Below are 11,193 nucleotides of genomic sequence, written 5' to 3'. Positions count from 1 at the left end.
CGACGCAGCCGCACCCCGTTCACTCAGCGCAGCCCCGCGCCATTCACGCAGCGCGGTCCGGCATGATCCACTCGACGCAGCCGCGCGTCGTTCACTCAGGGCAACCCTGCGCCATTCACTCCGCGCGATCCGGCACGATCCACTCGACGCAGCTCCGCGCCGTTCACTCAGCGCAGTCCCGCGCCGTTCACTCAGCGCAGCCCCGCGCCGACCACTCAGCTCGGACAAACGCGTTCGGTTCACCGCGATCATGCGCTCAGCTCACCTGCGAGCGGAAGCTGCGCGGGCGCCGCGGACACCCGCTCGGGCTCGGCAACCGCGGCGGCCAGCGCCCGCTCGATCCACTTCATCTCCCCCGCGCTCGGCGCACCGCGCACGTCGGTGAGGAAGCTCTGCGCTACTTCGGTGTCGCGGCGGCCGTGCACCCGCTCACGGTAACGCAGCTCCGGGCTGCCGTCGGGGCGCATCCATTCCACGTGCACGGCGTGCGGGAAGCGCTCGCGCAGTTTGCGCAACGCGTCGATCGGACGGGTCTGGTCGACGAGGGTCGCGGACACGTAGTGGTCGACGGCCGCCTCGTGCGCCTGGTCCGCGAGCAGTTCGTCCAGCGTCCCGGTGAGACGGCTGAGGCCGCGCACGACCGGTAGGTCGCGGCGCTGCACGGACGACAGGCCGTCGGCATCCAGGTCGACGATCCACACGGCCTTGCGATGCGAGCTCTCGGCGAACGAGTACGGCAGCGGAGAGCCGGAGTAGCGCACCGACTCGGACAGCGTCTGCGGCGAATGCAAATGCCCGAGCGCCACGTAATCGATACCGTCGAACTCCGCGAGCGGCACCGTCTCCACCCCGCCGACCGAGATGGAGCGTTCCGAACCGGTCGCCGCGCCGCCGACCACGAACGCGTGCGCGAGCACCACGGTGCGCGCTCCCGGTCGCGTCGCGATATCGGCGCGAATCCGGCTCATCGCCGCCGCCAGGATCTCGGCGTGCGAACGCGCCTGCGGGACACCGAGTTCCGCGCGGGTGATCTCCGGCTCGAGATAAGGGATGCCGTAGCAGGCCACTTCGCCGTGCTCGTCTGCCAGCAGGACCGGCCGATCGGAATCGGCGACGGTGGTGCGCAGGTGCAGCCCGCCCGCCGCGGCGAAACTTGCGCCGGCGCCCAGCCGGGCGGGCGAATCGTGATTCCCCGAGGTCGCGACGATCACCGCGCCCGCGGCGCGGATGGCCTCGAAACCCCGGTTGCACACCGCGATCGCGTCGGCGCTCGGAATCGACCTGTCGTACACGTCGCCCGGCACGACCACCACGTCCACCGACTCGGCCGCCACGAGCTCCGCGATGGCGGCCAGCGAACGTGCCTGGTCGGCAAGCAGATCGACGCCGTGAAAGGTACGTCCGATGTGCCAATCCGAGGTGTGCAACATCCGCATGGCCCGAAACCGTAGAGCCACCCACCGACAGAGTTCAATTTGCCGCGCCTGCGGCGCGGCGTGTTCGCGGCCTCGTCGGGCTCGCCTCGAGGTGGTCGAGAGTGGACGTTCGTTGCGGCTGAGGTGCCCGACTGTGGCACGCGGTGCTGCCTGGTTGCTCGGATGTCGGTGGCGTGCGGCACTATCTGCGCTATGACCGCACCGATGCTGTTCGCGCTGCTGCTGGTGTTCGCCGCTGGGGTCGGAGTGGGTTGGCTGGGCCACAGTGCGCGGGCGGGGCAGCGGGCGGCGGTCGCGGAGGCGAGACTGGCGGCCGCCGCCGACAACGAGCGTTTGCTACGGCAATCGCTGCACGCCGCGAACGAGGATGCGGCGCGCAGGCATTCGAGCGCCGTCGGTGCCTTGGTGGAACCGCTGCGGGAGGCGGTCGGTGCCCTGAACCAGCACATTCAGCAGGTCGAGCACCATCGCATCAACGCGTATTCGGGGCTGCGCGAACAGGTTGCCAACATGCAACGCACCTCGCATCAGCTCTCCAGCCAGACCGGTCAGCTGGTCGCCGCGCTGCGCGCGCCGCAGGTGCGCGGGCGCTGGGGCGAGATCCAGTTGGAGCGCGTGGTGGAACTCGCCGGGATGACCAAACACTGCGACTTCTCCACCCAGGTGAGCAGGGCGGTGCGCGGCGACGGCGGACCGGACCGTATCGGTTCGGTGCGGCCCGATCTGGTGGTGCACCTGGCCGGGGACCGGCACATCGTGGTCGACGCCAAGGTGCCGTTCACCGCCTACCTCGACGCGAGCACCGCCGAGGACCCCGACGTGCGCGCCGACCTGCTGGTGCGGCACGCCAAGCAGTTGCGCGCGCACGTCGACCAGTTGGCCGACAAGGCGTACTGGGCGGCCTTCGATCCCGCTCCGGAGTTCGTCGTGCTGTTCGTGCCCGGCGACCCGTTCCTGGACGCCGCGCTGACCACGGATTCCGGGCTCTTGGAATACGCGTTCGGCCGCAACGTGATCCTGGCCACTCCGACGACCCTGATCGCGCTGCTGCGCACGGTGGCGTTCGGGTGGCGGCAGGAGGCCGTGTCCCGGGATATGGCAATGGTCCAGCAATTGGGCAGGGAGCTCTCGGCGCGCCTCGGCATGACCGGGCGGCATTTGGACCGTCTGGGCAACCAACTCGGGAAGGCCGTGGACGCCTTCAATTACGCGGTCGCCTCGGTCGAGTCGCGGGTCATGGTCACCGCGCGGAAACTGCACGAGCTCGAGATCGCCGAGCAGGAGGCCCCGGTGATCCAGCGGGTGGACAGCCGCCCGCGTGCCGTCGGCTTCGCCGACGCCGACGAGCCGGCTTAGTGGCGGCGATGCGCGGTGTTGCCGACGGACTTGCTCGAGCAGCGCCCGACTGAGGCGAGTACCGCTCTTCGACCCCTCCGAGTCGATCCGGTCGAGTCGGCAACGGCCCCGCCGTAACCCCACCGAACGGTACGGCGGTTAGTGTTCATAACGTGGCTGCTACCCAACGTGTGCGTTCCCGGGTGCCCGCGCCGCAACGTTCGGTCCTGCCCTCGGTGCCGGGAGTCCCGGCCTGGGCGGCTGTCCTGATCGCGGTCGCGTGCACGTTGCTGGGGTTCCTGATCGATGCCAGCGGCGACAACGCCGAACTCACCGCCAGCTTCGCCACGCTGTATATCGTCGGCTGTGTCGCCGCGGTGCTCGCCGTGCGCTTCCGCGGGCTCTTCACCGCGATGGTGTTGCCGCCGCTGCTGCTCTTCCTCGCGGTCCCGCTGGCCTACCAGCAACTGACCGGCCGCATCTCGACCGGCCTCAAGGACATCCTGCTGAACCTGGCCATCCCACTGGTGAACCGGTTCCCGACGATGATGCTCGCCACCGCGCTGGTGCTCGCCATCGGCGGCGCGCGCATCATGATGGACAGGCGTGAGTCGGCCGCCGAGCGCTCGAAGGAAGCGCGCCGCGGCTCGAGCTGGGGACGCAGCAGCGTCAAGCGCGGCGAGGGAGACGCGCCCGCGGAGTCGACGCGCCGGCGCCCGCGCCGACCGCAGCCGGAAGTGGACGAGGATCCGGTGACCGACAAGTACGAACCGCCGCGTCCCGGCCGCCGTCCGTCGAAGACCGTGGCCGACGCCCCGCCTCGGGTCGCGTCCGGCCGCGGCCGACCGGCGGCGCGTGGCGGGCGTCCCGCGCCGGTGCCGCGTACCGAGGGCGAACCGCCCCGCGGCGCGCGCGGACGCGCCGAGATGCCGCCGCATCCGCAGCCGAATGTGCGCTATCGCGAACGCGATTCGAGCCGCACCCAGCGGCGCAAGCCCGAGAGTCTCTGACACCGCATCGACCTCCGACGCCGAGCCACCAGCGGCGCCGAGCCGAAAAGTACGCGGCGACCGCGGGTCAGGCCCGCGCGGTCCGCAACTCCCGAGGCAGCGCGAAGACCAGCGTCTCGTTCGCCGTGGTCACCGGCTGCACGTCGGCGTAGCCATGCTCGGCGAGCATGTCGAGCACGCCGCGCACCAGGATTTCGGGCACCGAGGCGCCGGAGGTGATGCCGATCGTGCGCACGCCTTCGAGCCAGGCCGGGTCCACCTCGCGGGCGAAGTCGACCAGGTGTGCGGCACGCGCGCCCGCGCCGAGCGCGACCTCGACCAGCCGCACCGAGTTCGAGGAATTGCGCGAGCCGACCACGATGACCAGGTCGCATTCCGGCGCCATCGCCTTCACCGCGACCTGACGGTTCTGGGTCGCGTAGCAGATGTCGTCGCTCGGCGGATCCTGCAGCGCGGGGAAACGCTCGCGCAGCCGCTGCACCGTCTCCATCGTCTCGTCGACGCTGAGCGTGGTCTGCGACAGCCAGATCACCTTGTTCTCGTCGCGCACGGTGACCCGGTCGACCGCGTCCGGACCGTCGACGAGTTGCACGTGGTCGGGCGCCTCGCCCGCCGTGCCCTCGACTTCCTCGTGGCCTTCGTGGCCGATCAGCAGGATGTCGAAATCGTCGCGCGCGAAGCGCTTGGCCTCCTGGTGCACCTTGGTGACCAGCGGGCAGGTGGCGTCGATCGTGTGCAGGTCGCGCGCCGCGGCCGCCTCGTGCACCGCGGGCGAGACGCCGTGCGCGGAGAAGACCACGACCGCGCCGTTCGGCACCTCGTCGGTCTCGTCCACGAAGACGACGCCGCGATCCCGCAGCGTCTCCACCACGTGCCTGTTGTGCACGATCTCCTTGCGCACGTAGATCGGCGCGCCGTGCTTCTCCAGCGCCTTCTCCACCGTTTCCACCGCGCGGTCGACGCCCGCGCAGTATCCGCGCGGCTCGGCTAGCAGCACGCGCTTACCACCGTCGGCATCGGCTGTTCCGGCGCCCGCCGAGCGGGCGATTCCGACATTCAAAGGGATGGCCGAAGACATGTCCCCCAGAATACGTGCACCGGAGGACCGCCGAATGGTCGCATCGACCGCCTTCGACCGGGTCGGCGGATGTGATCCAGGCCCTGGACAATGGTGTCTGTGACACTAGTTCTTTGCAGATCATGGCGTATCGGGCAGGCTATGAGCATGTTTCGACCACCGTTTCTGGCCCGGGTCGCCGCCGGGGCCGCCGTCTACGCCCTCGAAGAAACCCGTCGGTTACCAACGGCCGCGATGAACTTCCCGATCACCGCGATCAGCCAGATGTTGCAGACCACCATGCACGTCCAGCAGTTCGTGACCAGCCTCGCGCTCAAGGGCGACGCGGTGTTCGAGCGGCTGTCCAACAGCCCGGTGGAACAGCCGGAGTGGGCGACCTTCGACGAGGACCTCGGCGACGAGCAATCCTCGGGCGACGATTTCCCGACCGCGGGCCGCACCAGCCGCTTCGACCTCTACACCGCCGAAGAGTCGGGCGCGGGCTCCACCAACGGGCACGTCGCTCCGGTGCAGACCATCACTGTGCCGGAAATCACCGACCCCGAGCCCGTCGCGGAACCGGCTTCCGACGAGTCGGCGTCCGTCGAAGACGAGCCCGCCGAGATCGCCGAGCCCGAGGTCGCGACCCGCTACGACTACGCCAACATGACCCTCGCCCAGCTCCGCGCCCGCCTGCGCATGCTGACCGTCGAGGACCTCACCGCGCTGCTGGACTACGAGCAGCGGACCCTCGCGCGCGCGCCGTTCGTGACCATGCTGACGAACCGGATCGCCACCGTCCGGGCCCAGTGATCGCACCCGCGACGACCTCGCCGACGGTTGGCCGGGCTCGGTCCGGCCAACCCCGCCGCGTATACCTGTCCGTATGACACAGAGCGGTCCCCAGCCGTCCGCCGAGGCAGGCGCGGCCCCCGCCAACTCCGCCGAACACCCGTGGCCGGTGCGCTCCGTCGCCGTGAAGGTCATGCAGTGGATCGACCGCCTCGGCTCCATCTGGGTGGAGGGGCAGATCACCCAGATCAACGCGCGCACGGGAGCGCGCACCGCGTTTCTGGTGCTGCGTGACCCGTCGGCCGACATGTCTTTGCAGGTCACCTGCGATCCCGATCTGCTACGCCGCTCCCCGATCCCGCTGCAAGAAGGCAGCCGAGTGGTGGTCTACGGCAAACTCGCCTACTTCACCGGCCGCGGCACGCTGTCGTTGCGGGTCATCGAGATTCGGCCCGTCGGTGTCGGCGAGCTGCTCGCCCGCATCGAGCGGCTCAAAGCGCTGCTCGCCGCGGAAGGCCTTTTCGATCCCCGGCTCAAGCGGCCGCTCCCGTTCCTGCCCGGCACCGTCGGCCTGATCACCGGCCGCGCGAGCGCCGCCGAGCGCGATGTGCTCACCGTCGCCAGGAATCGTTGGCCCGCAGTGCGTTTCGAAGTGCGCAACACCGCGGTGCAGGGGCCGACGGCGGTGCCGCAGATCCTGGACGCGCTGGCCGAACTCGACCGTGACCCGGCCGTCGAGGTCATCGTGCTCGCCCGCGGCGGCGGCAGCGTCGAGGACCTGCTGCCCTTCTCCGACGAGGCACTGTGCCGCGCGATCGTGGCGGCGACGACGCCGATCGTCAGCGCCATCGGCCACGAGCCCGACAACCCGCTCGCCGACTACGTCGCCGACCTGCGCGCCGCGACGCCGACCGACGCCGCCAAGCGCGTCGTGCCCGATGCCGCCGCGGAGCTGGCCTGCGTGCGCGAGCTGCGCGCCCGTTCGGCCGCCGCGCTGCGCGGCTGGGTGGACCGCGAGACCAGGGCGCTGGCCCAGCTCCGTTCGCGCCCGGTGCTCGCCGATCCGCTGCGCGAGGTCGACCGGCGCGCCGAGGAGATCGAACGGCTGCGCGCGTCAGCGCGGCGCTGCGCCGAGCACGCGGTCCGCACCGAAGCCACCGCGACGCGACACCTGCGCGAAAAGCTGACGGCGGTGGGCCCGGCCGCGACGTTGTCCCGCGGTTACGCTGTCGTGCAGCGCGTGACCGGTTCCGAACGGCACGTCGTACGCAGCATCGAGGACGCGCCCGCGGGCAGCCAGTTGCGCATCCGGGTCGCCGACGGCGCCGTGACTGCGGCGGCCCTCGGCACCCAGGCGCTCGGCGCCCGAAAGCCGAACGCCCGCGATTCCGGCGCCCGCCGGGACGACGAGCAACGCACAGGAGGGAACTGACCTTGGCCGACGCCGGCAAGGACGAGCTGGCCGAGATCGCGGACTTCGGCTACGAGCGCGCCCGCGACGAACTGGTGAACGTCGTCAAGATGCTCGAGCAGGGCGGCATGGATCTCGACGATTCGCTCGCCCTGTGGGAGCGCGGCGAAGCGCTGGCCAACCGATGCGAGGAACACCTGGCCGGTGCGCGCAAGCGGGTCGAGGACGCGCTCGCCCGCGGCGCGGCCGACGAGGACTGACCCGAGTTCGGCGGAACATCCACAGCCCGACACGAACGTGAGGTCGAGGATGTCGACGCCGGGCACGCGGCGATGACCGCGGCCGGCGCCGACATGTGCCGCCACCCTACGACGCGGCAGCGCGCCCGCTAGCCGCCCGCGAAGGTCGTCGCCTCGAACCGGATGACGCCATCGGCCGAACCGATGCGGCGGAATCCGGCCTTCTCCAGCACCCGCACCGATCCGGGATTCGAGGGCTCCACGTTCGCGTACACCTTGTGTACACCGGGCGCGCCCAGCGCGTACTCGGCCAGCGCTCTGGTCGCCTCACTGGCGTACCCGCGCCCACGCCGGGACACCACCGTGCCGTAGCCGATCTCGAGGCCATCGGCGCCGGGCGGCCAGAACAGCCCGATCGAGCCGACCACGTGACCGGCCTCGCGCTCGACGATCAATCGGTGGCCGTACTCGTCGTACCACTGCGGATGGTCGGCGAACAGCCCGGCGATCACCCGATCGCCGTCGGCGGGGAAGTCCTCGGCCCAGTGCGCGAGGCGGTGTCCGGCCAGTACGGCGGACACGTCGTCGAGGGTCCAGCGGCGCAGAATCAAGCGCTCGGTGCTCAGCTCGCCGGTGGAAATATGGGAAGACACGTGACACTCCTGGTCATCGAAAGGACCGGTCCGCGTGTCGAACTCAGCGGACCGGATGGAAGGCATGCGAAATACGGCTGTTGACAGCCATATTCATCGACCTCCGCACCCTCGAATCCGCGTATCTCGCGTCGCGCCAACCCTAATCGGGAACCGAACGGGTGGCAATCGCGCTCAGCGGGTGATCGGCTGAGCGTCGGTCACCGCCTGGGCCAGCGTCGTGAACGCGGCCTCGTTCCCGGCTCCCTTGATCAGCACCCGGACGCCGCCGAGGTCGGCGATCCACGCCGTCTCCTCGGTCGGCTCGGCGTAGACGATCCACTTCTCGTCGCCGATCTGCTGCGTGCCGCTGGCGTAGCGCGAGCCGAGCACGAAGCGGGCGAGCGACTCCTCGGTGGCGCTGCTCTGGGTCAGCTGCATGTAGGTGCCCTGCGTGGTGATGTAACCGACGGTGCTGACCGGACCGCCGCCCTGGCCGGTGACGGTGTCGCGGCTGCCGGAGTTGGGGGTCCAGTCGGCGGGCACGCTCGGGTTGCGGATCGGGAACCCCAGCGTGCGCGCGTCGGTCTCGAGCGCCGCCTTCACGTCGAAGGCGGGGATCTGGCCGGGCGTCGGCCCCTTGGCGGCGAAGCTGCACTGGCTGGCCAGTCCGGCGAAGACCACGGCGATCAGCACCAAGGGGATCAGCGAGAAGAACAGATCCTTGTAGTCGTGCAGGATGCGTGGCTTTTGGTAGGACACGCTCCCAGTATCCACTCGGCGGGCGGGTGCGCGGCCAGGCACCCCCGTCGCCTGAAACGGGGGTGCACGGATGCCCTACCTCGGAATGAGACAATCGTCCCGTACGTACGACCCGAGGGAGGCACCCCGCCATGACGGCATCTTCGCCCGCACCCAGCCGCCGCGAGGCGCCGGACCGCAACCTTGCACTCGAACTTGTCCGGGTGACCGAGGCGGGCGCCATGGCCGCGGGGCGGTGGGTCGGCCGCGGTGACAAGGAAGGCGGCGACGGCGCCGCCGTCGACGCGATGCGGCAGCTGGTCAGCTCGGTTTCGATGCGCGGCATCGTGGTGATCGGCGAGGGCGAGAAGGACGAGGCGCCCATGCTGTACAACGGCGAGGCGGTCGGTGACGGCACCGGTCCGGACGTCGACTTCGCCGTCGACCCGATCGACGGCACCACCCTGATGTCGAAGGGCTCCCCCGGTGCGATCTCGGTGCTCGCGGTCGCCGAGCGCGGCGCGATGTTCGACCCGTCGGCGGTGTTCTACATGCAGAAGATCGCGGTCGGCCCCGACGCCGCCGACGTGATCGATATCTCGGCCCCGATCGGCGAGAACATCCGCCGGGTCGCCAAGGCGAAGAAGTCCGCGGTGTCCGACCTGACCGTCTGCATCCTGGACCGGCCCCGGCACGCCGAGCTCATCCAGCATGTCCGCGACGCGGGCGCCCGCATCCGCCTGATCTCCGACGGCGACGTCGCGGGCGCGATCGCGGCGGCCCGCCCCGATTCCGGCACCGACATCCTGGTCGGCATCGGCGGCACCCCCGAGGGCATCATCGCCGCGGCGGCCATGCGCTGTATGGGCGGTGCGCTGCAGGGCATGCTGTCGCCGAAGGACGACGAGGAGCGCCAGAAGGCCATCGACGCGGGACACGACCTGGACCGGGTGCTCACCACCGAGGACTTGGTGTCCGGCGACAACGTCTTCTTCTGCGCGACGGGCGTCACCGACGGCGACCTACTACGCGGCGTCCGCTACTACGGTGGCGGCGCCTCCACCCAGTCGATCGTCATGCGCTCCAAGTCGGGCACCGTCCGCATGATCGACGCCTACCACCGCCTGACCAAGCTGCGCGAGTACTCCTCGGTCGACTTCCACGGCGACGAGCACGCCGTGCCGCCGATGCCCTGATCGGTTCCACCTCGCGGCCGCATCCGGAAACATCCGGGTGCGGCCGCCGGCGTATCGGAACCGCCCTGCGACCAACGGTGACCTCGATCGCGTCTCAGCCGGTGAATGTCACCTTCGGTCGGACTGAATCTTCACGCACGCCGCTGCCGGTGACAGCCCTGCCTGCCATGGATAGGGAACGATGACTCGGGTGCGGATCGATCGGGAAACAACCTCGAGCACAGCCGAACTCATCGAGGTGATGACGGCGGCGGCCGCGCGAGCGGGTGCGGCCGCCGTGCCGCCGACTGTGCTGACCGAGCGCGCCGATGTACTGGTGCTCCGGGTCGGCGCGGTCGTCGTGAAGGCCCATCCGGCGGAAACCGATGCGGCGGCATTGCTTTCCCGCCTTCGGCTGGCGAGCACGCCGCTGACGCATGGGATTCTGCTGCCGCCGTTGCCGATCGGGGACGCGCTCCACACGCACGCCGCCGGACGCACGATCACCGCATGGCGGTACGGCGAACCGGTCGACCCCGACGACCCCGACGCCGCGCCGTGGGAGGCCGCCGCGACGCTGCTGGCCCGGCTGCACGCACTGCCGAGAGCAGGCGATCCGCTGTTGGCCCGGCTGCACCCGCCGCCGGGACACGACCTGCCGGAAGCGGGCGATCCGCTGCTACCCCGGCTGCACCCGCCGCCGGGACACGACCTGCCGGAAGCGGGCGATCCGCTGCTACCCCGGCTGCACCCGCCGCCGGGACACGACCTGCCGGAAGCGGGCGGTCCGGCCCGCGTCCACCGGGCGATGCGTCGGCTGCGAGAGGCCGAGGTAACGGACCGAGCGGCCGAGACGGTCGTGTGCCAAGCATTCGCTGTGCTGCCCGAATCGTTCGCCGCAGCTCCCGAATCAGCCGGGCTCCCCGAATCGGCCGCGCCGCGTCGCACGCTCGTGCACGGCGACTTCCACCTCGGTCAACTGGTCCGCGCCGATCGAGCGGACGCCGGCCGGTGGCGGCTCATCGACATCGACGACCTCGGCTCCGGCGATCCGGCGTGGGATCTGGCCCGCCCCGCCGCCCTCTTCGCCGCAGGGATCCTCGAGCCCGTGACCTGGCTCCGCTTCCTAGACGCCTATCGCGCCGCGGGCGGCGTCGCGGTGCCGCGGGAGGGGGACGAGTGGATCGCGCTCGATACACCGGCGCGCGCCGTCGCCGTCCAAGCGGCCGCGCTGGCACTGGTCGCCGCCGCACGCGAGAAACGCGAACTCGACGATCTGGACACGGCTTTGGTGGACGCGTGCCGACGGATAGCCACCGCATCCGTCATATCGTGATGCCCGCATACGTGCCGGAAATCGATTAG

At 70.5% G+C, this 11,193-nt stretch carries 11 protein-coding genes; 7 read left to right on the top strand and 4 right to left on the bottom strand.

Annotated elements, in window-relative coordinates; all coding sequences use genetic code 11:
• Positions 1-248: 248 nt before the first annotated feature.
• Positions 249-1,436 carry an exonuclease SbcCD subunit D gene (locus FB390_RS11335; protein WP_141808922.1) on the bottom strand — a complete coding sequence of 396 codons (1,188 nt, stop codon included), beginning with the start codon at positions 1,434-1,436 and terminating at the stop codon, positions 249-251.
• Positions 1,437-1,628: 192 nt separating this feature from the next.
• Here FB390_RS11335 and FB390_RS11330 point away from each other — a divergent pair, with 192 nt between their 5' ends.
• Both FB390_RS11330 and FB390_RS11325 read left to right on the top strand, forming a co-directional pair.
• Complete coding sequence (locus FB390_RS11330) at positions 1,629-2,792, top strand: DNA recombination protein RmuC (protein WP_141808921.1); 1,164 nt, start codon at positions 1,629-1,631, stop codon at positions 2,790-2,792.
• A 152-nt stretch (positions 2,793-2,944) separates the two neighbouring features.
• Positions 2,945-3,781, top strand: a complete 837-nt coding sequence (locus FB390_RS11325; RefSeq protein ID WP_185757003.1) for a DUF6542 domain-containing protein — start codon at positions 2,945-2,947, stop codon at positions 3,779-3,781.
• Between the two features lie 67 nt (positions 3,782-3,848).
• On the opposite strand, the gene FB390_RS11320 is transcribed toward FB390_RS11325, so the two are convergent.
• Complete coding sequence (locus FB390_RS11320; protein WP_141808920.1) at positions 3,849-4,859, bottom strand: 4-hydroxy-3-methylbut-2-enyl diphosphate reductase; 1,011 nt, start codon at positions 4,857-4,859, stop codon at positions 3,849-3,851.
• Between the two features lie 147 nt (positions 4,860-5,006).
• Between FB390_RS11320 and FB390_RS11315 the strand changes: the two genes are divergently transcribed.
• From FB390_RS11315 to FB390_RS11305, 3 genes are all read left to right on the top strand, one after another.
• Positions 5,007-5,651 carry a lipid droplet-associated protein gene (locus FB390_RS11315; RefSeq protein ID WP_141808919.1) on the top strand — a complete coding sequence of 215 codons (645 nt, stop codon included), beginning with the start codon at positions 5,007-5,009 and terminating at the stop codon, positions 5,649-5,651.
• A gap of 73 nt (positions 5,652-5,724) precedes the next feature.
• Entirely contained in the window at positions 5,725-7,062 is a 1,338-nt protein-coding gene (gene xseA, locus FB390_RS11310; RefSeq protein ID WP_246123966.1) for an exodeoxyribonuclease VII large subunit, read from the top strand.
• Between the two features lie 2 nt (positions 7,063-7,064).
• Entirely contained in the window at positions 7,065-7,301 is a 237-nt protein-coding gene (locus tag FB390_RS11305; protein WP_141808918.1) for an exodeoxyribonuclease VII small subunit, read from the top strand.
• Between the two features lie 128 nt (positions 7,302-7,429).
• Here the strand turns inward: FB390_RS11305 and FB390_RS11300 are convergent, their stop codons facing one another.
• Together FB390_RS11300 and FB390_RS11295 are read right to left on the bottom strand one after the other, a co-directional pair.
• Positions 7,430-7,933 carry a GNAT family N-acetyltransferase gene (locus FB390_RS11300; protein WP_221639239.1) on the bottom strand — a complete coding sequence of 168 codons (504 nt, stop codon included), beginning with the start codon at positions 7,931-7,933 and terminating at the stop codon, positions 7,430-7,432.
• Positions 7,934-8,107: 174 nt separating this feature from the next.
• Positions 8,108-8,674 (bottom strand): DUF4245 domain-containing protein, encoded by a 567-nt coding sequence (locus FB390_RS11295; RefSeq protein WP_141808916.1) that lies wholly within the window; start codon positions 8,672-8,674, stop codon positions 8,108-8,110.
• Between the two features lie 131 nt (positions 8,675-8,805).
• Between FB390_RS11295 and glpX the strand changes: the two genes are divergently transcribed.
• Entirely contained in the window at positions 8,806-9,849 is a 1,044-nt protein-coding gene (gene glpX, locus FB390_RS11290) for a class II fructose-bisphosphatase (protein ID WP_141808915.1), read from the top strand.
• A 181-nt stretch (positions 9,850-10,030) separates the two neighbouring features.
• A complete protein-coding gene (locus tag FB390_RS11285; RefSeq protein WP_141808914.1) occupies positions 10,031-11,164 on the top strand; it encodes a phosphotransferase in 1,134 nt (377 codons plus the stop codon).
• The last annotated feature ends 29 nt before the right edge of the window (positions 11,165-11,193 follow it).

The organism is Nocardia bhagyanarayanae (genome assembly GCF_006716565.1).
GTDB classification, from domain to species: domain Bacteria; phylum Actinomycetota; class Actinomycetes; order Mycobacteriales; family Mycobacteriaceae; genus Nocardia; species Nocardia bhagyanarayanae.
Note: the sequence above shows the minus strand (reverse complement) of the source record. Positions and strands in the feature narration are given on the sequence as shown.

Excerpts from the sequence above, each read along its gene's own strand:
- FB390_RS11315 (WP_141808919.1), top strand. The coding sequence starts at position 5,007 with ATGTTTCGACCACCGTTTCTGGCCCGGGTCGCCGCCGGGGCCGCCGTC.
- FB390_RS11330 (WP_141808921.1), top strand. The coding sequence starts at position 1,629 with ATGACCGCACCGATGCTGTTCGCGCTGCTGCTGGTGTTCGCCGCTGGG.
- xseA (WP_246123966.1), top strand. The coding sequence starts at position 5,725 with ATGACACAGAGCGGTCCCCAGCCGTCCGCCGAGGCAGGCGCGGCCCCC.
- FB390_RS11285 (WP_141808914.1), top strand. The coding sequence starts at position 10,031 with ATGACTCGGGTGCGGATCGATCGGGAAACAACCTCGAGCACAGCCGAA.
- glpX (WP_141808915.1), top strand. The coding sequence starts at position 8,806 with ATGACGGCATCTTCGCCCGCACCCAGCCGCCGCGAGGCGCCGGACCGC.
- FB390_RS11320 (WP_141808920.1), bottom strand. The coding sequence starts at position 4,859 with ATGTCTTCGGCCATCCCTTTGAATGTCGGAATCGCCCGCTCGGCGGGC.
- FB390_RS11335 (WP_141808922.1), bottom strand. The coding sequence starts at position 1,436 with ATGCGGATGTTGCACACCTCGGATTGGCACATCGGACGTACCTTTCAC.